Annotated in this window: 15 protein-coding genes and 1 pseudogene; 9 read left to right on the top strand and 7 right to left on the bottom strand. The window is 75.3% G+C overall.

Going from position 1 to position 19,480, the window contains the following annotated elements; all coding sequences use genetic code 11:
* From metG to OOT42_RS16095, 8 genes and pseudogenes are all read left to right on the top strand, one after another.
* Complete coding sequence (gene metG, locus OOT42_RS16125; RefSeq protein WP_273652175.1) at positions 1-1,785, top strand: methionine--tRNA ligase; 1,785 nt, start codon at positions 1-3, stop codon at positions 1,783-1,785.
* 1 nt (position 1,786) lies between these two features.
* A complete protein-coding gene (locus OOT42_RS16120; RefSeq protein ID WP_273652174.1) occupies positions 1,787-2,737 on the top strand; it encodes a TatD family hydrolase in 951 nt (316 codons plus the stop codon).
* Positions 2,738-2,918: 181 nt separating this feature from the next.
* Positions 2,919-4,109, top strand: coding sequence for a ubiquitin-like domain-containing protein (locus OOT42_RS16115; protein WP_273652173.1), 1,191 nt, complete (start codon positions 2,919-2,921; stop codon positions 4,107-4,109).
* Between the two features lie 324 nt (positions 4,110-4,433).
* Positions 4,434-5,720, top strand: coding sequence for a resuscitation-promoting factor (locus tag OOT42_RS16110; RefSeq protein WP_273652172.1), 1,287 nt, complete (start codon positions 4,434-4,436; stop codon positions 5,718-5,720).
* An 84-nt stretch (positions 5,721-5,804) separates the two neighbouring features.
* Positions 5,805-6,758: a 16S rRNA (adenine(1518)-N(6)/adenine(1519)-N(6))-dimethyltransferase RsmA gene (gene rsmA, locus OOT42_RS16105; protein WP_273652171.1), complete on the top strand. Its 954-nt coding sequence runs from the start codon at positions 5,805-5,807 to the stop codon at positions 6,756-6,758.
* Complete coding sequence (locus OOT42_RS16100; protein ID WP_273652170.1) at positions 6,755-7,699, top strand: 4-(cytidine 5'-diphospho)-2-C-methyl-D-erythritol kinase; 945 nt, start codon at positions 6,755-6,757, stop codon at positions 7,697-7,699. The genes rsmA and OOT42_RS16100 overlap by 4 nt, the downstream gene beginning before the upstream one ends.
* A gap of 25 nt (positions 7,700-7,724) precedes the next feature.
* A pseudogene (locus tag OOT42_RS20325) lies at positions 7,725-8,190 on the top strand (ATP-binding cassette domain-containing protein); the annotation flags it as partial.
* Between the two features lie 65 nt (positions 8,191-8,255).
* On the top strand, positions 8,256-9,524 hold the full coding sequence (locus tag OOT42_RS16095; protein ID WP_423776019.1) for an ABC-F family ATP-binding cassette domain-containing protein: 1,269 nt from the start codon (positions 8,256-8,258) through the stop codon (positions 9,522-9,524).
* A gap of 66 nt (positions 9,525-9,590) precedes the next feature.
* On the opposite strand, the gene OOT42_RS16090 is transcribed toward OOT42_RS16095, so the two are convergent.
* The 7 genes from OOT42_RS16090 to OOT42_RS16060 all read right to left on the bottom strand — a co-directional run bounded on the left by OOT42_RS16090 (position 9,591) and on the right by OOT42_RS16060 (position 18,587).
* A complete protein-coding gene (locus OOT42_RS16090) occupies positions 9,591-10,196 on the bottom strand; it encodes a GNAT family N-acetyltransferase (protein WP_273652168.1) in 606 nt (201 codons plus the stop codon).
* Positions 10,193-12,406 carry a penicillin acylase family protein gene (locus OOT42_RS16085; RefSeq protein ID WP_273652167.1) on the bottom strand — a complete coding sequence of 738 codons (2,214 nt, stop codon included), beginning with the start codon at positions 12,404-12,406 and terminating at the stop codon, positions 10,193-10,195. The genes OOT42_RS16090 and OOT42_RS16085 overlap by 4 nt, the downstream gene beginning before the upstream one ends.
* Before the next feature lie 76 nt (positions 12,407-12,482).
* Entirely contained in the window at positions 12,483-14,318 is a 1,836-nt protein-coding gene (locus OOT42_RS16080; protein WP_273652166.1) for an IucA/IucC family protein, read from the bottom strand.
* Positions 14,315-14,881: a GNAT family N-acetyltransferase gene (locus OOT42_RS16075; RefSeq protein WP_273652165.1), complete on the bottom strand. Its 567-nt coding sequence runs from the start codon at positions 14,879-14,881 to the stop codon at positions 14,315-14,317. Before OOT42_RS16075 ends, OOT42_RS16080 begins: the two co-directional genes overlap by 4 nt.
* Positions 14,878-16,221: a lysine N(6)-hydroxylase/L-ornithine N(5)-oxygenase family protein gene (locus OOT42_RS16070; protein WP_273652164.1), complete on the bottom strand. Its 1,344-nt coding sequence runs from the start codon at positions 16,219-16,221 to the stop codon at positions 14,878-14,880. The genes OOT42_RS16075 and OOT42_RS16070 overlap by 4 nt, the downstream gene beginning before the upstream one ends.
* Positions 16,218-17,678, bottom strand: coding sequence for a pyridoxal phosphate-dependent decarboxylase family protein (locus OOT42_RS16065; protein ID WP_273652163.1), 1,461 nt, complete (start codon positions 17,676-17,678; stop codon positions 16,218-16,220). Before OOT42_RS16065 ends, OOT42_RS16070 begins: the two co-directional genes overlap by 4 nt.
* Before the next feature lie 207 nt (positions 17,679-17,885).
* Positions 17,886-18,587 (bottom strand): TetR/AcrR family transcriptional regulator, encoded by a 702-nt coding sequence (locus OOT42_RS16060; protein WP_273652162.1) that lies wholly within the window; start codon positions 18,585-18,587, stop codon positions 17,886-17,888.
* A gap of 94 nt (positions 18,588-18,681) precedes the next feature.
* Between OOT42_RS16060 and OOT42_RS16055 the strand changes: the two genes are divergently transcribed.
* Complete coding sequence (locus OOT42_RS16055) at positions 18,682-19,419, top strand: DUF4386 domain-containing protein (RefSeq protein WP_273652161.1); 738 nt, start codon at positions 18,682-18,684, stop codon at positions 19,417-19,419.
* The last annotated feature ends 61 nt before the right edge of the window (positions 19,420-19,480 follow it).

Below are 19,480 nucleotides of genomic sequence, written 5' to 3'. Positions count from 1 at the left end.
ATGTCCCGCATCCTGTCGGCCGTCGCGTGGCCCTACGCGAACGGCCCCCGCCACATCGGTCACGTCGCCGGCTTCGGCGTCCCGTCGGACGTCTTCTCCCGCTACATGCGGATGGCGGGCCACGACGTGCTCATGGTGTCGGGCACGGACGAGCACGGGACGCCGATCCTCGTGCAGGCGGAGAAGGAAGGCGTGACGCCGCAGGCGCTCGCGGACCGCTACAACCGCGTCATCGTCGAGGACCTCACGCAGCTCGGCCTGTCGTACGACCTGTTCACGCGGACGACGACGCGCAACCACTACGCGGTCGTGCAGGAGATGTTCCGCACGGTGCACAAGAACGGGTACATGGTCGAGCAGGAGACCATGGGGGCGATCAGCCCGAGCACGGGCCGCACGCTGCCGGACCGCTACATCGAGGGCACTTGCCCGATCTGCGGCTACGACGGCGCGCGCGGCGACCAGTGCGACAACTGCGGCAACCAGCTCGACGCGATCGACCTCATCAACCCGAAGAGCCGCATCAACGGCGAGACCCCGAAGTTCGTCGAGTCGACGCACTTCTTCCTCGACCTGCCCGCGTTCGCCCAGGCCCTCGAGCAGTGGCTGAGCACGCGGCAGGGCTGGCGCCCGAACGTGCTGAACTTCAGCCTCAACCTGATCGACGACATGCGTCCGCGCGCGATGACGCGCGACATCGACTGGGGCATCCCGGTGCCGCTGCCGGGCTGGCAGGAGAACCCGAACAAGCGTCTGTACGTGTGGTTCGACGCGGTCATCGGGTACCTGTCGGCGTCGATCGAGTGGGCGCGGCGCTCGGGTGACCCGGAGGCGTGGCGCGGCTGGTGGAACGACCCCCAGGCCCTGTCGTACTACTTCATGGGCAAGGACAACATCACGTTCCACTCGCAGATCTGGCCGGCGGAGCTCATGGGCTACGACGGGCGCGGGTCGCGCGGCGGTGAGCCGGGCGTCTACGGGAACCTCCAGCTGCCGACGGAGGTCGTGTCGAGCGAGTACCTCAACGTCGCGGGCGAGCAGTTCAGCACGTCGCGCGGGCGCGTGATCCTGGTCCGCGACATGCTGTCGCGGTACCAGCCGGACGCGCTGCGGTACTACCTGTCGGTCGCGGGCCCGGAGACGCAGGACGCCGACTTCACGTGGGCGGACTTCAAGCGCCGGACGAACGACGAGCTCGTCGCGGGCTGGGGCAACCTGGTGAACCGCACCGCGAACATGATCCACACGAACTTCGGCGCGATCCCCGAGGCGGGCGCGCTGCAGCCGGTGGACGAGGCGCTGCGCGCGACGACGGCGGCCGGGTTCGACACCGTCGGGAAGCTGCTCGGCGAGCACCGCAACCGGGCCGCGATCGGCGAGGCGATGCGCGTCGTGCAGGAGGCCAACCGGTACCTGTCGGAGACCGAGCCGTGGAAGCTCAAGGCGGACCGCGAGCGGCTCGGCACGGTGCTGCACACGGCCGCGCAGGCCGTCGCGGACGCGAACACGATGCTCGCGCCGTTCCTGCCGTTCGCCGCGCAGAAGGTGCACGAGACGCTGGGCGGCACGGGCACGTTCGCGCCGATGCCGCGGATCGACGAGGTCGAGGACCTGGACGACGCGTCGCGCTCGTACCCGATCATCACGGGCGACTACTCGGCGACGCCGGCCTGGGCCTCCACCCCGCTGGTCCCGGGCACGTCGGTCGACAAGCCGGTGCCGGTCTTCACGAAGCTCGACGACGCGATCGTCGAGGAGGAGATCGCGCGCGCCGAGCATGCCTGACGTGGCGCGCACGCGCGACCGCGGCTGGCCGCCGCCGCCGGAGCCGCTGCCGCTGCCGGTCGTCGACAACCACACGCACCTCGAGTCGGTGCTGGGGTGGGTGGCCGACGGCTGGCGGCGGTCGGCCGACGGCGCCGCCGAGCGGGACGCCCCGGCGCCGACCCTCGACGACCACCTGGCACGGGCGGCGTCCGTCGGCGTGGACCGGATGGTGCAGGTCGGCTGCGACTTCGAGTCGGTGGTGCTGACGGCTGACCTGGTGCAGGCGCACCCGGCGCTGCTCGGCGCCGTCGCGATCCACCCCAACGAGGCCGTGCTGCACGCGGGTGTCCGCGAGGTCGCCCCGGACGGGCTGACGCCGGACCCGCGGTTCGTGCACGAGGACGTCCCGCTCGACGAGGCGCTCGCGCGCGTCGCGGCGGTCGCGCGGGCGACGCCCCGGGTGCGGGCGATCGGGGAGACCGGGCTGGACTTCTTCCGCGCCGGCCCGCGGGGTCGCGAGGTGCAGCGGGAGGCGTTCCGCGCGCACGTCGCGCTGGCCAAGGAGCTCGGGCTGGCGCTGCAGATCCACGACCGGGACGCGCACGCCGAGGTCGTCGAGGTGCTGCTCGCCGACGGCGCCCCGGACCGGACGGTGTTCCACTGCTTCTCGGGCGACGCGGAGCTCGCCCGGCTCGCGGTGTCGCACGGCTGGTTCCTGTCGTTCGCGGGGCCGGTCTCGTTCGGTGCGAACGACGACCTGCGTGCGGCGCTGCGCGAGGTCCCGCCGGAGCTGCTGATGGTCGAGACGGACGCGCCGTACCTCACGGTGCACCCGTTCCGCGGCCGCCCGAACGCGCCCTACCTGCTGCCCGGCACGGTGCGGACGGTCGCCGAGGTGACGGGACGGTCCCTGGAGGACGTGTGCGCCAGCGTCTCGGCGACGGCGGAGCGGGTCTACGGTCCCTGGTGACCTGGCTGACGTGCGTCCCGGCACGGTCGTCGCGCCGTCGACCGGGCGTCCGGGGTCCGGCCGCAGGTGGTCGGTCGGGTCACGGATCGGTTACGGTCGGACAGGCGTCCACGACGGTCGCCCCAGGGCGGTCCGGACGGGCCGCCCAGGCCGCCCCCTCCCGGCCCGAAGGACGTCCCGCGTGCGCCCTGCCCACCCGCCCGTGACCGCCGCGCGGTCGGGCGCGCTCCCCGCGGTGGCGCGGGCCGTGGTCCTGGCGCTCGTCGTCGGCGTCACGAGCGCCTTCGCGGTGCTGCACAAGGAGGTCACGCTCGACGTCGACGGCCGCGCCGTCGAGGTGCAGGCGTTCGGCCGGACGGTCGCGGACGTGCTCGAGGGCAGCGACGTGCAGGTCGGGGAGCGCGACCTCGTCGCGCCGGCGCTCGGCGACCCGATCGCGCGCGGCGGGCAGATCGTCGTGCGGCACGGCCACGAGCTGCAGGTCGAGGTCGACGGCGAGGAGCGCACGGTGTGGAGCACCGCCCTCACCGTGGGCGAGGCGGTCGACGGGCTGGGGCTGCGCGAGGGCGAGGTGCGGCTGTCGGCGTCCCGCAGCTCGGCGCTCGAGCGCGGCGACGTGCTGCGCGTGTCGACGCTCAAGACGATCCACCTGGTGGTCGACGGCCAGGTCATCGACGGCCTGAGCAGCGCCGCGGTCGTGCGCGACGCGCTCAAGGACGTCGGCCTGGTGCTGAACGAGGGCGACAAGGTCTCGGTCCCGCTCGACGCGACGGCCGTCGACGGCCTCGTCGTGCTGGTCACGCGCGCCGGCACGGGCGGCGAGACCGTCACCGAGGCGATGCCGTTCGAGGTCCAGGAGGTCGAGGACCCGACCCTCGTCAAGGGCAACAAGGTCGTGAAGACCAAGGGGCGCGCGGGCGTGCGGACCACCACGTACGAGCTGCAGGTCGTCGGCGGCGTCGTCGTGGGCCGGACCCCGATCACGTCCGTCGTGACGACGCCGCCCGTGACGCAGGTCGTGCGCGTCGGCACCGCCGAGCTGCCCGACCCGTCGACGGTCGCGGTCGAGCCGGGCACGGCGCAGGCGATGGGCAAGGAGATGGCCGCGGCCCGCGGCTGGGGCGACGACCAGTTCGCGTGCCTGCTGTCGCTCTGGAACAAGGAGAGCGGCTGGCGCGTCAACGCGGAGAACCGGTCGTCGGGCGCGTACGGCATCCCGCAGGCGCTGCCCGGCTCGAAGATGGCGACGGTCGGCGCGGACTGGCAGACGAACCCCGCGACGCAGATCACCTGGGGCCTGAACTACATCAGTGCGCGGTACGGGAACCCGTGCGGCGCGTGGGCGCACAGCCAGGCCAAGGGCTGGTACTGACCTCACCCGTCGCGCAGCGCTGACCTGCGAGGACGTCGCGCTGTGATCTCTTTCACCCCGGCGTGACCGCCCCGCGGGCTTGGAGTTCTGTCACGGTTCCGTTACGGTCGCGTGTCGGTCCTGCCCGTTCCGGCCCCCGTGTGCATGCGATGCGCGGTGGTCGTGTCGGCGGTGCGGGACCCCTGCGACGGCTCGGAACAGCGGCCGTCACGACGGCCGGATCGGGGATCCGGGACCGGTGGGGGACAGCCCGAGGGCTGACCTCTCGCGTGCGCCGAGCGTCACGCGCCCACCGGGTGCCCTGCGGGGCACGACCCGCCCCCCGTGCCCGGGCACGACGACGGCTGGAGCCCCGTGACCTTCACGACCCGATTCCGCAGTTCCTTCGCGCGCAGCAGCGCCGAGTCCCCGCAGACCCCGGGGGACGAGACCCCGACCGCCACCGACGGTCAGGGCGCCGCGACGAAGGGCCTCCGGTCCGGTCGTCGACTGGTCCCGCTCGTCGCCGCCGCCACCGTCCTCCTCGTCGGGGGCGCGACGGCCGGCTACGCCCACGCGAACAAGGCCGTGACGCTCGACGTCGACGGCGAGGTCGTGCGTGTCACCACCTTCGCCGGCTCCGTCGACGGGCTGCTCGCCGAGCAGGGCGTCCAGCTCGGGGAGCGCGACGTCGTCACCCCGAGCGGCGCGCTCGCCGAGGGTGCCGAGGTCGTCGTGCGGCACGCGCACCAGGTGACCGTCGCCCTCGACGGCACCGAGACGCCGGTCTGGACGACCGCGATCACCGCCGACGAGGCGCTCGACACGCTCGCGTCCCGCGCGGACGACGTGGCGCTCGTCGCGTCGCGCTCCGCCGCCGGCGGCCGCCCCGAGCTCGCGCTGGACCTCACGCTGCACGGCTCCGCCGACGTCCTCGTCGACGGCCGGACGCTGCAGACGCCCGACGGCGACGCCCGCGTCGCGCAGGTGCTCGGCGAGCTCGGCATCACGCTCGACCCGCTCGACCGCGTGTCCGTCCGCCAGACGCCCGAGGGGCGCGTCCAGGTGGTCGTGAACCGCGTGGCCGTGCAGGAGGTCGCCTCGACGCACGCCGTGCCCTTCGCGTCGAGCACGCAGGAGGACGCGAGCCTCTACACCGGTCAGCGCAAGGTCGCCGTCGCCGGCGTCCCCGGCGTGCGCACGCTCGTCGAGCGCGTCACGACCGTCGACGGCGTCGAGACGGCCCGCGAGACCGTGTCGGACCAGGTCACGCAGGCCCCGGTCGACGAGCTCGTCAAGACGGGCACCAAGGCCCGCCCGGCCGCGACGCCCCGACCGGCGACGTCGTCGGGCTCGACCACGGCCGGCCCCATCACGGCGGGCGGCAGCGCCGACTCGCTCAACTGGGCCGCCCTCGCGAGGTGCGAGTCCGGCGGCAACCCGTCGGCCGTGTCGTCGACGGGCAAGTACCACGGTCTCTACCAGTTCTCGGTGGCGACGTGGCAGGCGGTCGGCGGTGCCGGTCTCCCGTCGCAGGCGAGCCCGGACGAGCAGACCGCGCGCGCGAAGATGCTCTACAACCGCTCGGGTGCCGGCCAGTGGCCGCACTGCGGCAAGTACCTCTTCTCCTGACGCACCGCGTCCCGACGACGCCCGCCGACCCCACCCGGGGCGGCGGGCGTCGTCGTCCCCGCCGGAGCACCTAGGCTCGTGCGCATGTCGACCTCGCTGCTCGGGCCTGCGGAGATCCGGGCGCTCGCCGAGCGGGCCGGGGTGCGGCCCACCAAGACCCTCGGGCAGAACTTCGTCCTCGACGCCGGCACCGTCCGCAAGATCGTCCGGCAGGCCGACGTCGGGCCGGGCGAGCGGGTCGTCGAGGTGGGGCCCGGCCTGGGGTCGCTGACGCTCGGGCTGCTCGAGGCCGGCGCGGACGTCGTCGCCGTCGAGATCGACCCGGTCCTCGCGCGGCTGCTGCCCGACACGGTCGCGGCCCACGTGCCGGGTCTCACGGTCGAGCAGGCGGACGACGCCGACGGTGCGCCCGTCGTCGTGCTGCGGGACGCCGACGGCCGTGACCGCCTGACCGTCGTGCTGCGCGACGCGCTCGAGGTCCGCGCGCTGCCCGGCGAGCCGCCCGTCGCGCTGGTCGCGAACCTGCCGTACAACGTGTCGGTCCCCGTGCTGCTGACGTTCCTCGAGCGGTTCGGCTCGCTCGAGCGCGCGCTCGTCATGGTGCAGGCCGAGGTCGCCGACCGGCTCGCGGCCCCGCCCGGCAGCCGCACCTACGGCGTGCCGTCGGCCAAGGCCGCCTGGTACACGCACGCGCGCCGGACCGCGACCGTCGGCCGCAGCGTGTTCTGGCCGGTCCCGAACGTCGACTCGGCGCTCGTCCGGCTCGACCGCCGGGACCCGCCCACGACGACCGCGACGCGCGAGGACGTCTTCGCCGTGGTCGACGCGGCGTTCGCGCAGCGACGCAAGATGCTGCGCCCCGCGCTCGCGGGCCTCGCCGGGTCGGCCGACGCGGCGCAGACCGCGCTCGTCGCCGCGGGCGTCGACCCGCAGGCCCGCGGCGAGCGGCTCGACATCGAGGCGTTCGCGCGCATCGCCGAGCAGCTCGCGGCCCCCGCGGGCGCGGGCGCTGGCGGACCTGGCACAGTGGAGCCGTGACGCTGACCCCCGTGGCCCCGCTGCCCGAGCACGAGGTCAGGGTCCGCGCGCCCGGGAAGATCAACCTCTCGCTGCGGGTCGGCCCGCGCGACGAGGACGGGTACCACCCGCTGTCGACGGTGTTCCAGGCGGTCGGCGTCTTCGAGGAGGTCGTCGCCACGCCGTCGGACGTCTTCGAGCTCACCGTGAGCGGTCCGCAGGCGGAGGTCGTGCCGACGGACGACGGCAACCTGGCGCTCCGGGCCGCGCGGATGCTCGCCGAGCGCGTCGGGATCGACGCGGGCGTGCACCTGCACGTCGTCAAGGACGTGCCCGTCGCCGGCGGCATGGCGGGCGGCTCGGCCGACGCCGCCGCCGCGCTGGTCGCGTGCGACGCCCTGTGGCGCACCGGCCTCGGCCGCGACGACCTGCTCGACCTGGCCGCGGCGCTCGGCTCCGACGTGCCGTTCTCGCTCACCGGGCACACCGCCGTCGGGTCCGGGCGCGGCCACCTCCTGACGCCCGCCCTGACGCGCGGCGAGTTCCACTGGGCGTTCGCCGTGCAGCACCGCGGGCTCTCGACGCCCGCCGTGTACCGCGCGTTCGACGAGCTCCACGGGCACGACGCCCTCGCGGATCCGGACCCCGAGGCGGACGTGCCCCTCATGCAGGCGCTGCGCGCGGGCGACGCCCGGGCCCTCGGCGCCGCGCTGCACAACGACCTGCAGATGGCGGCCCTCGAGCTCGACCCCGGGCTCGCCGAGCCGCTCGCCGTCGCGGAGGACGCGGGTGCGCTCGGCGTGATCGTGTCCGGCTCCGGCCCGACGGTCGCCGCGCTCGCCCGCAGCCGGCAGCACGCGCTCGTCCTGGCCGCGGCGTTCACCGCCTCCGGGGTCGCGGACCGCGTCCTCACCGCGGCCGGTCCCGTCGCGGGTGCCCGGGTGGTCTCGGCGACCGACTGACGGCGACGGGTAGCCTTGCGCCTCGATGGCTCACCTGCTCGGCGCGGACCGCGTCACCCTCACGCTCGGCACGCGCACGCTCCTCGACGAGGTCAGCCTCGGGCTGGACGACGGCCAGCGCATCGGCGTCGTCGGACCCAACGGCGCCGGCAAGTCGACCCTCCTGCGGGTCCTCGCCGGCCTGCAGGAGCCGGACGCCGGTCGCGTCACGCGCGCGGGCGGTGCCCGCGTCGCGGTCCTCGACCAGCGCGACGACCTCACGCCCGGCACGGTGCTCGACGCCGTGCACGGGTCCGCCGACGCGCACGAGTGGGCGTCCGACGCGCGCATCCGCGCCGTGCACGCGGGCCTGCTGTCCGACGTCGCGCTCGACGCCGACGTGTCGTCCCTGTCCGGCGGGCAGCGCCGCCGGGTCGCGCTCGCCGCGCTGCTCGTGCGCGACGACGAGGTGCTCGTGCTCGACGAGCCGACGAACCACCTCGACGTCGAGGGGGTCGCGTGGCTCGCCGCGCACCTCGTCGAGCGGTACGCGCGCGGGTCCGGTGCCCTCGTCGTCGTGACGCACGACCGGTGGTTCCTCGACGCGGTGTGCACGCGCACGTGGGAGGTCCACGACGGCGGCGTCGACCAGTACGACGGCGGGTACGCCGCCTACGTGCTCGCGCGCGCCGAGCGTGCCCGCACGGCCGCGACGACCGAGGAGAAGCGGCAGAACCTGCTGCGCAAGGAGCTCGCGTGGCTGCGCCGCGGCGCCCCTGCGCGCACGTCGAAGCCGCGTTTCCGCATCGACGCCGCGAACGCCCTGATCGCCGACGAGCCGCCGCCGCGCGACCGCATGGAGCTCGCGCGCATGGCGACCGCGAGGCTCGGCAAGGACGTGCTCGACGTCGAGGACGTGACGCTCGCGTTCGGCGACCGGGTGCTGCTCGACGACGTGACGTGGCGGCTCGGCCCCGGCGACCGGATCGGCGTCGTCGGCGTCAACGGTGCCGGCAAGACGACGCTGCTGCGCCTGCTCGCCGGGCGGCTCGCGCCCACGTCGGGCCGGGTCAAGCGCGGCAAGACGGTCGCGGTCGCCGAGCTGCGCCAGGACGTCGAGGACCTCGACGAGCTCGCGGACCTGCGCGTCGTCGAGGTCGTCGAGCGCGAGAAGCGGTCCGTCGTGGTCGGCGGCAAGGAGCTCACCGCGTCGCAGCTCGTCGAGCGGCTCGGCTTCCCGCGCGACCGCGCCCGCACCCCGGTCCGCGACCTGTCCGGCGGGGAGCGGCGCCGGCTCCAGCTCCTGCGCCTGCTCGTCGGCGAACCCAACGTGCTCCTGCTCGACGAGCCGACGAACGACCTCGACACCGACACGCTCGCGGCCCTGGAGGACCTGCTCGACGGCTGGCCCGGGACGCTCGTCGTCGTCTCGCACGACCGCTACCTGCTGGAGCGCGTGTGCGACCGGCAGGTCGCGCTGCTCGGCGACGCGAAGCTCCGCGACCTGCCCGGCGGCGTCGAGCAGTACCTCGAGCTGCGCCGCGCCGCGGGCGAGGCCCAGCCCCCCGCAGCCGTCCCGCCAGCCGCCGACCTGCCCGCGGCTGCCGCCGTCGCCGCCGCGGGCCCGACGCAGGCCGAGGTCCGCGCCGCCCGCAAGGAGATCGCGCGCATCGAGCGCCGCCTGTCGCGCATCGCCGACCTCGAGAAGGACCTGCACGACCGCATGGCCGCGCAGGCGACCGACCACCAGGCCGTGCTCGCGCTCGACGCGGAGCTGCGTGCGCTCGCCGTCGAGAAGGACGAGCTCGAGGCCGCCTGGCTCGAGGCCGCGGAGGTCGCGGGCTAGCGACGGCGCCGCAGGTCCGGGCGTTCAGGCCGGCTCGGGGCGCCGAGCAGCGGGCGCACCCGGGCGTCAGCGCGGTGCCGACGACCAGCGTGCGCGCGTGAGGAACGCGAGCTGCGCGCGCTTGGTCGACAGGTCGACGACCGGGCCGAGCACGAAGCCCTGACGCACGGCGCGCGCGACCGCGCGGTCGTTGCGCGCGTCCGGCTCGATCACCACGCGCTGCACGGCGGGCGGCTCGAAGAGCGCGTCGAGGACCGCGCCGAACAGCAGCGTCGAGAACCGCGGGGTCGGGCGGCCGCGCGCACCCAGCAGGACGTGCAGCCCGACGTCGCCGGCCTCGACGTCGTACACCTCGCCCACGGGGTCGTGCTCGGGCTCGTACGTCTGCAGCAGCGCGACCGGCAGGCCGTCGCGGCGCAGCAGGAACGCGTGGTGGTGCGGCAGGCCGTCGACGAACGCGTACGTGTCGCGCAGCTCCGTGCGGGTCAGCGCGCCGAGGCCCCAGAAGCCGGTGTGCGGCTGCGTGACCCACGTGTGCACGGTGTCCAGGTCGGCGTCGGGGTCGAGGACGGTCGTCGTGAGCACGCCCAGCCCGGGGACGTCGCGCTCGTCGACGACGGTGCCGCGCGGGCCCGAGCGCAGGCGCGCGGCGGAGGTCGGGGCGGTGGTCATGGCAGGTCCTCCCGGTGCAGACGGTCCCAGTCGGTGACGACCTCGGTCGTGCGCGCGTCCGTCCAGGCGTCGAGCTGGTCGAGGGAATGCGGGTCGCCGGGCACACCGCTCGCGCCGAACGGCACGTTCCACCGGCTGCGCTCGCGGTCGGCCAGGTCCCACACGTAGCGCGCGACCGACCCCCGCCATGAGCGGTGGGTGACTCCCGGGGTGGACGACGTGGAGCGCACGCAGTCCACGTCGCCGCCCACCCCGGCGTCCACCGGGAACGGCGACGCGCAGCCCGGGACCTCGTCGAGCACGTGCAGCGGGTGCAGGCGGTGCAGGTCCGACCACGTCGACCCGTCGTCGTCGGCGGCCGCGTCCTCCAGCGCCGCACGGACGAGCGCGGGCCCGTCGAGGCCGAGGCGGTCCGGGTCCGCGCGGTCCGCGTCGAGCAGCGCGGGGAGCGCGTCGGCGACGCGGGCGGTGACGACGAACCACGGGGCGAGCACCGGGCCGGCGCCGGGGTCGTCGTGCAGCGCGGCGAGCGCGGGGTGGGCGGCGACGCGGCGGACGAGCGCCGAACGCCAGCGGGCGAAGTCCGCCGCGGCGCGGCTCTCGGCGGCCATCTCGCGGTCCCACGCCAGGAGACGGTCCCGCACGTCGCGCGCGCCGGCCGACAGAGGCACACCGGACGCCGGAGGGGGCGCCGTCGGACCGTCCGGGGCGGGGAGGTGCGCGAGCAGGCGCGCGGCGCCGTCGTGGCGGACGTCGCCGTGCACGCGCGCGGTGCTCCCGGCGGTCGCGAGCGCGTCCGGCGTGGCGTCGAGCAGCGTCCGGATCCGGCGGGCGCGCTGCGGCGGCGCGTACAGGGCGCCGAGGTCGTGCTCGGGTCGCGCGGGCCGCTCGTTCGCGTCGACCGCGACGTCCGTGACCGGCTCGGGCGGCACGGGCGACACCCACCGCGGCGACCGGGCCGCGTCCGACCACGCGTCGTGCGGGCGACGGCGGAGCCCGGCGCGCCGGTCGGGCACCCGGCCCGCGACGACGCGCAGCACGGTGCCGTGCCGGTCGGCGACGAGCACGCGGTTGACCGGGTCGACCCAGTCCCGCAGCACGTCGGCGACCTCGCCCGCGGTGCGCACGTGCAGCAGCCGGCGCAGGCAGGTGACCCCGGCGTCGGCGGTCGCGCGCGCGGGGAGACGGACGGACCAGGCCGCGACCTCGGTCCCGGTGCGCACGTCGGCCGGCGCGGTGGCCGGTCCGGTCGTGCCGGTGCGTCGGGGCCGTCCGTCCGCGGCCGAGCGCCAGAGCACGGGGCCGCGGGCGGTCTCGCCCACGAGGACCGGGACGTCGGCGCCGGCGCGGACGCGGACCGTCTCCTCGTGCACCGTCGCGGGCTCCCACCCGTCGGGGCCCCGCGCCTCCCAGCCGCCGGCCGTGCGTCGGAGCCGTTCGCGGAACACCTCGACGTGGTGCGCCATCGCGTTGGTCACGCCCCAGGCGACGTCCCCGGTGTGCGCGACGTGCGGCACGCCCGGTACCCCGGGGAAGGCGAGGCCGACGACGTCGACGCCGGGGCACGCGAGCCGGACCTGCTGGTAGACACCCGGCAGCTCCAGGAGCCGGTGCGGGTCGCCCGCGACGAGCGGCAGGCCGCTCGCGGTGCGCGAGCCGTGCAGCGCCCACGCGTTGCTGCCGCCCGACCCGGGGTCGCCGGCACCGCCCGCCGCGTCGAACAGCGCGACCGCGTCGTCGCCGAGGGCGCGCGCGACGTGGTCGTTCCAGAGCAGGCGCGGGAACGTCGAGAACAGCGCGTGCGCGACGAGCAGCACGCCGATCGGGCCCCACGCCGGCCACGGGTCGCGCGGGGTGCTGCCGCCGAGGCGCGCGTCGAGCGCGGCGACCTCCGCGACGGGTCGCCCGCGCAGGCCGTCGTCGATCCCGCGCACGTACGCGGCGAGCCAGGCGCGGTCGTCGTCGGGCAGCGCGTCGTGCACGCGCCGGGCGGTGTCGGCGAGGCGCAGCCGCCGCGCGAGCACGTCCCAGTCGACGCCCGCCGGGCCGATCCGCTCCGCGAGCCGCCCCTGCGCGCGCCACAGGTCGACCTCGATCTGCCACGCGCGGTCGACCGCCGTCACCAGGCCCTGGCCGTACGCGAGGCCGAGCTCGTCGTCGGCGCGCACGTGTGGCACGCCCCACGCGTCGCGGAACACGTCGACCGTCATGCACCCACCCTGCTGCGGGTCGACGCGCCCGCGCACGCGGCGGCGCCGGTCGGCGGGTGGGCGGCCGGGGGCGTCGTCATGCGTCGCGCCCCCGGGCGACGGGGTTGGCGAGCGTGCCCGCGTAGATGAGCGAGCCCGACGGGTCCGCCAGGTCGACCATCTGCGCGGTGTTGCGCAGCTGGAGCCGGTTGAGGCACGAGTGCGCGAAGCGCCGCGCGCGCAGGTCGACGCGGCGGTGCAGGTCCGGGTGCTGCGCGGCGTGCGCGTCGACCCGGTCGCCGACGGCCGCCCAGAACGCCCGCTCGTCGAGCAGCCCGTCGGTGTCGAGGATCGCGGCGAGGTGCCGCAGGAACCCGTCGAACACGTCGGTGAACACGGCGAGCGCGGCCTCGTCGGCGTCGACCGGGTGCCGGACGCGCTCGACCTCGGCGGGCAGCGGCCGGTCGGTGAGGACGACGACCTCCTCGCCGATGTCCTTGAGGAACGCGCCGACGGGCACGTGACCGTCGAGGTCGAGGATCACGTTCTCGCCGTGCGGCATGAACGCGAGGTCGTGCGCGAGCAGGCAGTGCACGAGCGGCGTGAGGTAGACGTCGAGGTAGCGCCGCAGCCACGTCGCGGCGTCGAGGCCGGACGCGGCGACGAGCGCACCGACGTACGACGCGCCGTCGGCGTCGCGGTGCAGCAGCGACGCCATCGTGGCGAGCGCGTGCCCGGCGGGGACGAGCGGGACGGGGCTCTCGCGCCACAGCGCGGCGACCATCTTGCGGTGCGCGTTCGGCTGCGGCGTGCGGTGGTACGCGTCGCCGGTGTACCCGATCGAGACGCGCTCGCGCAGCACGCGGAACCCGTGCGCCGCGAGCACCGGGTCGCCCGCGACGAGGTCCGCGACCCAGTCGTTGATCCCCGGGGTCGCGGCCATGTAGGCGGGGGACAGGCCGCGCAGGAAGCCCATGTTCTGGATCGCGAGCGCGACCTTGACGTAGTGCCGCGACGGGTCGGAGACGTTGAGCAGGGTGCGGATCGACTGCTGGGGGAGGTGGTCGTCGTCGCCCGCGCCGAGCAGCACGAGGTCGCGGCGTGCGACGTCGGGCGCGAACGTCACGGCGAGCCGGTGCTCCCACTGCCAGGGGTGCACGGGCAGCCAGCGGTAGTCGGCGGGGTCGAGGCCGAGGTCGCGGAGCTGCGCGTGGAAGCGCGCGATCGTCGCGCCGCCGAGCTCCGCGAGGTAGAAGGCGTCCTCGTCGAGCCCGGCACCGAGCGCGAGGTGGCTGACGTCGCGACGGGCCGCGAGCCAGACGAGCCGCACGGGCCGGCCCGCCTCGGGCGCGTAGGCGGCGTGGTCGCTCACGCCGAAGCCGATCCGTCCGTTGTTCGCGACGAACGACGGGTGCCCCTCGGTCATCGCCGCCTCGACCTCCCACAGCGGCGCACCGACGAGGGCGGCCGCCGACGGGCCGCCGTGGTGCGCCTTGAACGCGCCGCTCGCGAGGGTCGACGCGATCTCCTCCAGGTAGACCGCGAGCAGCTGGTCGGGGATGCGCAGCAGCGGCTGCAGCTCGAGGACCAGCGCCATCGCGTCGAGCGGTGCGGGGGCGCCGTCGACGTCGCGCGTGAGGCTCGCCTCGTCGAGCGCCCAGTGCTCGAGCGACATCCGCCGTGCGCGGAACCGGTAGACGACGCGGCCGTGGTCGAGCGCGACGCGGTAGTCGTGCGCGCCGCGCTCGTCGTCCCCGACGAGGTCGGTCGGGTCGCCGTCGCGGACGGGTGCGAGCAGCCGCTCGTGCGCGAGCTCGGACAGCGCCTTCGCGACGAGGTGCCGCTGCGCGACCGCCATCGTCTCGGGGCGCAGGTGGGCGGCGTGCGCGACGGGCGCCAGGCCGGTGCCGGCACGCTCGGTCGTGGCGGTCATCGCAGGGTCCTTCCCAGAGGGCTCGCGGCGAGGTCGGCGCGCGTGCACACGGACAGCAGCGCGCGCTTGCCCGGGAGGTCGACCTCCCGCAGCACGCGGAACCCGGCGGCCGCGTTCTTCGCGGCGATGCGGGCGTTGGTGACGTCGGGCTCGACGACGACGCGCGCCGCGCCGAGGTCGTCGAGCACGAACCGCACGACCTCGCGCATGACGGCCGACGTGAGGCCGTGCACGGGCGCACCCGTCGGCGGGGCGACGAGCAGGTGCATGCCGACGTCCCCGGGTGCGGCGTCGAAGACGTCGGTGAGCAGCACGCGCGCGGGGTCGTACGTCTCGACGAGGAAGGTCGGCTCCCCGTCGACGCGGCCCAGCCACGCCCGCTGGTGCGGGTCGGCCGCGACGTCGTCGAGGTAGCCGCGCACCTCGTCGACGGTCAGGTGGCCCATCTCCCACGCGGCGGACCGCGGGTGCGTGAGCCACGCGTGCAGCCGTGCGGCGTGCGCGGCGACGTCGAGCGGTTCGAGCGTGACGACGAGCGCCGGTGCGGTGACGGCCGCGCTCACCGCGCACCTCCGACGAGCGCGTCGGGTGCGTCGTCCGCGGCGACCGGGCGGGCGTCGGCCGGGACGCCGAACTCCTGGAACGCGATGCGGCGCTCGCGCGCGTAGACCTCCCGCCCGACGACCGCCTCGAGGATCGCGGACGAGCGCCACGCGCCGAAGCCGAGGTCGGGTGCGGTGACGCCGTGCGTGTGCTCCTCGCCGTTCTGGACGAAGACGCGCCCGCGCCCGCCGTCGACCGAGTAGTCGCGAGCGACGGCGAACCGCCCGCGCGCGTCGAGGTCGAGCCGGTCGAGCACGGGGTCGAGGAACGCGGGGACGTGCGCGGCGTACCCGGTCGCGAGGACGAGCGCGTCGGTCGTCCGCTCGTGCTCGGCGTCGAGCTGCGCGTGCCGCAGCCGCAGCGTGTACCGCTCGCCGTCCCACCGGGCGCCGACGACCTCGGTGTCGGTGAGCAGCGTCGTGGGCACGGGACCGGCGGCGCTCTTGCGGTAGAGCGTGTCGTAGATGTCGTCGACGAGCGCCGCGCTGATGCCCTTGGACAGCGCGCGCTGCTCGCGCCCGACGCGGTCGCGCAGATCCGTCGGGAGCCCGTGGAAGTGGTCGGTGTACTCGGGCGACGTCATCTCGAGCGTGAGCTTCGTGTACTCCATCGGGAAGAACCGCGGCGAGCGCGTGACCCAGTCCAGCCGGTAGCCGCGCCGGTCGACGTCCTCCAGCAGGTCGCGGTAGATCTCCGCCGCGGACTGCCCGCTGCCGACGACGGTCACGCTGCCGGCCGCCTGGAGCGCCGCGCGCGACGGCAGGTAGTCGGCGCTGTGCACGACGGGTCCGCCGACGTCGCGCAGCGCGGGCGGGACGACGGGCTGCGTGCCGATCCCGAGCACGACGTGGCGGGTGCGATACGTCTCGACGCCTCCGTCCGCGCGCTGCGCGCGCACCAGGTAGTCGTCGCCGTCCGCCTCGACCCGCACGACCGTGCGCCCCCACCGCAGCGTCGGGAGCTGGTCGGCGACCCACCGGCAGTACGCGTCGTACTCGGCGCGCAGCGGGAAGAACGACTCGCGGATGTAGAACGGGTAGAGCCGTCCGGTGGCCTTGAGCCACGCGAGGAACGAGAAGCGCGACGTGGGATCGGCCATCGTCACGAGGTCGGCGAGGAACGGGACCTGGATCGTCGCGCCCTCGAGCATCATCCCGTGGTGCCACGCGAAGCCCTCGCGCGCGTCGAGGAACACGGCGTCGAGGCCGAGCGGGTCGGCGAGCGCGGCGAGGCCCAGGTTGAACGGGCCGATCCCGATGCCGACGAGGTCGTGCGTGCGGGGTTGGGCGGTCGCGGTCACCGGGCCACCGCCGTGGCGTCGGCGAGCAGGTCGTCGCCCTCGGCGAGCGCGGCACCGGCCGCGCGCACGAGCTCGAGCACGGCGGCGACGTCGTCGAGCGTGGTGTCGGGGTTGAGCAGCGTGAGCTTGAGGCACGGCCGCCCGTCGACGACGGTCTTGGCGACGAGCGCGCGGCCCGAGCCGAACAGCGCGGCGCGGATCTGCGGCACGAGCGCGTCCGCCTGCACGTCCGGGAGCCCCGCGGGCTGGTAGCGGAACAGGACGGTCGACAGCTGCGAGCGCCCGACGAGGACCAGGTCGTCGTCCTCGTCGACCCACCGGTGCGCGGCGGCGGCGAGGTCGAGCACCTCGTCGAACATCGCACCGAGCCGGTCGGCGCCGAGCGCGCGCAGCGTCGTCCAGAGCTTGAGCGCGTCGAACCGGCGCGTCGTCTGGAGCGACTTGTCGACCTGGTTGGGCTCGTCGCTGTCCTCGGGGTTGAGGTAGTCGGCGTGCCACGCGACGGGTGCGAGGTCGGCGGGGTCGCGCACGACGAGCGCGCTCGACGACACCGGCTGGAAGAAGCTCTTGTGGAAGTCGACGGTCACGGACCGGGCGTGCTCGATGCCGTCGAGCAGGTGCCGCCGGGTGGGGGACACGAGCAGCCCGCACCCGTAGGCGGCGTCGACGTGCAGCCACGTCCCGCCGGTCTCGCATGTCAGCGCGATCGGCGCGAGCGGGTCGACGCACCCGCGGTCGGTGGTGCCCGCGGTCGCGACGACCGCCATCGGCACGTCGCCCGCGGTGCGGATCGCGGCGAGCGTGGCCGCGACGCCCTCCGGCCGCAGCCGGCCGAGCACGTCGACGGGCGCGGCGACGACCGCGTCGGGTGCGAGGCCCAGCAGCAGCGCGGCCTTCTGGACGCTGAAGTGGCTCGACGTGCTCGCGACGACGCGCAGCCGCGGCAGCACCGACCCCCGGTCGGCGACGCCGGCGAGCGCGTGCTCGCGGGCCAGCAGCAGCCCGTGCAGGTTCGACTGCGTGCCGCCCGACGTGAAGATCCCGTCCCCGGCGGCGAAGCCGATGCGGCGCGCGGTCCAGTCGACGACGCTGCGCTCGACGAAGGTCCCGATGCCGGACTGGTCGAACGTGTCGACCGAGGGGTTGACGGCCGCGAGCACCGCCTCGGTCGCGACCGCGGGCAGGACCACGGGGCAGTTGAGGTGGGCCGCGTAGGTCGGCAGGTGGAACCAGACGGCGTGCTCGAGGACGAGGTCGTCGACCTCGCGGAGCGCGGCGGGCGTGCCGATCGCGGGCCCGTCGAGGTCGACGGCGTCGACGAGCGCCCGCAGCTGCGCGGGGGTCGCGCCGGAGAACGGCTGGGTGGTGGTCCGCAGGCGTGCGGCGAGCCGGTCGACGGTGGTGTGCACCGTGTCGGCGTAGTGGTCGGCGGTGCGGGACGACAGCAGCTCGCGCACGCGAGGCCCCCTGAGGTCGACGGGACGAGGAGCTCCGTCGAGGTAAGGGGGACCTCACCTGACGAAGGCTCGCCTAACCTAACCGTCGTGACGCGCGCGTCAAGCCGCGCTCCGAGGCGTGGACGATCCGGACGAGACGGACGCGTGTCCAGCAGGCGGTGTCGCGGGGGCGGGCGCGCTGCCGCGCGGGTTGGGCGAACCCGCAGGTCAGAAGGGGTGGCGGGCCGCGCGTGCGGCGGCCGACGACCAGCCCTCGCGGTGCAGCCGCTCGATACCGTCGAGCAGCAGGTCGAGCGAGAACTCGAACTCGAACCGGTCGTCGCAGCCGGCCTCGACGACGCTGTCCGGGTCGTGCGACGCGGCGCTCGCGACGGCGACGACGTGCGGGAAGGCCGCGACGAACATCGCCGCGGTCTCGTCGTCGAGCGGTGTGCCCGCGGCGGCCGACTCGGTGTGCAGCTCCTGGCTGAACCCGAGCGCGCGGCTGCCGAGCGTGTGCATGACGTGGTGCGTGAGGTCGGCGGTCAGCCCGCCCCGCAGGAGGATCGCGATGGTCGCGTCGAGGTGGCCGAGGATGACGGGCGTCGGGGCCTCCTGCGCCTCGAGCGCGCGGCGGGCCCACGGGTGCCGCAGCAGCGCGGCGCGCGCGTCGAGGATGCGCGTGCGCAGCGCGTCCTTCCACGGCAGGTCGGGGTCCGTCGGCGGGATCTCGCCGATCACGCGGTCGACCATCGCGTCGACCAGCTCGTCCTTGTGCGCGACGTGCTTGTAGAGCGCCATCGGCACGACGCCGAGGTCCTGCGCGAGGCGCCGCATGCTCACGGCGTCGAGGCCCTCGCCGTCGGCCAGGTCGACGGCCGCGTCCAGCACGCGGTCACGCGTGAGCGGCACGCGTCGCTCGTCCGCCATCCGGGGCACCTCCTTGACCGGTGTACACCGTACACCTATGGTCGGTCGTCATCGGGTGTACGCCGTACACCACCGCACCGCCAGGAGTCCCGTCATGAAGTCCAGCCGTGGGAACGCCGTCGTCGTCGGCGTCTTCTTCATCCTCGCCGCCGTCGCCGCCATCGCCGCGCTCGCGCTCTACCAGCCCGTCCTCGGCGACCCGGAGTACGTGCTCGGCGCGGGTGCCGACACCCAGGTCCTGCTCGGCGGCTTCCTCGAGGTCGTGCTCGCGGTGTCCTGCATCGGCACCGCCGTGACGATCTACCCCGTGATCCGGCGGCACGCGCCGTCCGCCGCGCTCGGCTACGTCGCCGGGCGCCTGCTCGAGGCGGCCGTCATCTGCGTCGGCATCGTCGCGACGCTCGCCGTCGTCACGCTGCGCCAGGACCGCGCCGCGGGAGTCGAGGGGACCGCCGACGACGGTGCGCTCGTCGCCGTCGCGCACGGCCTCGTCGCCGTCCACGACTGGACGTTCCTCGTCGGGCCCGGCCTCGTCATCGGGCTCAACAGCCTCGTCCTCGCGGCCGTCGTGCACCGCGCGCACCTCGTCCCGCGCGCCATCACGGTGCTCGGCCTCGTCGGCGGGCCTCTCGTGCTCGCGTCGTCGACGCTCGTGCTCCTCGGGTTCTACGAGCAGGTCTCGCCCGTCGCCATGGCGGCCGCGATCCCCGTGACGGCGTGGGAGATGAGCCTCGCCGTCTACCTGATCGTCAAGGGCTACCGGACACCGCCGCAGCCCTCGGGTCCCACCGCCGTGACCGCGTCGCCGCGTCCGGTCACGCTCCCCGCCTGACTCACCGGCGCCCGCGCGGGTCACCCCACCGCGCGGGCGCCGGGAGAGTCACGGTCGGCGC

The sequence above is a fragment of the Cellulomonas fimi genome (assembly GCF_028583725.1).
GTDB lineage: Bacteria > Actinomycetota > Actinomycetes > Actinomycetales > Cellulomonadaceae > Cellulomonas > Cellulomonas fimi_B.
The sequence above is the reverse complement of the archived record's forward strand: the minus strand, read 5'-3'. Positions and strand labels throughout refer to the sequence as shown.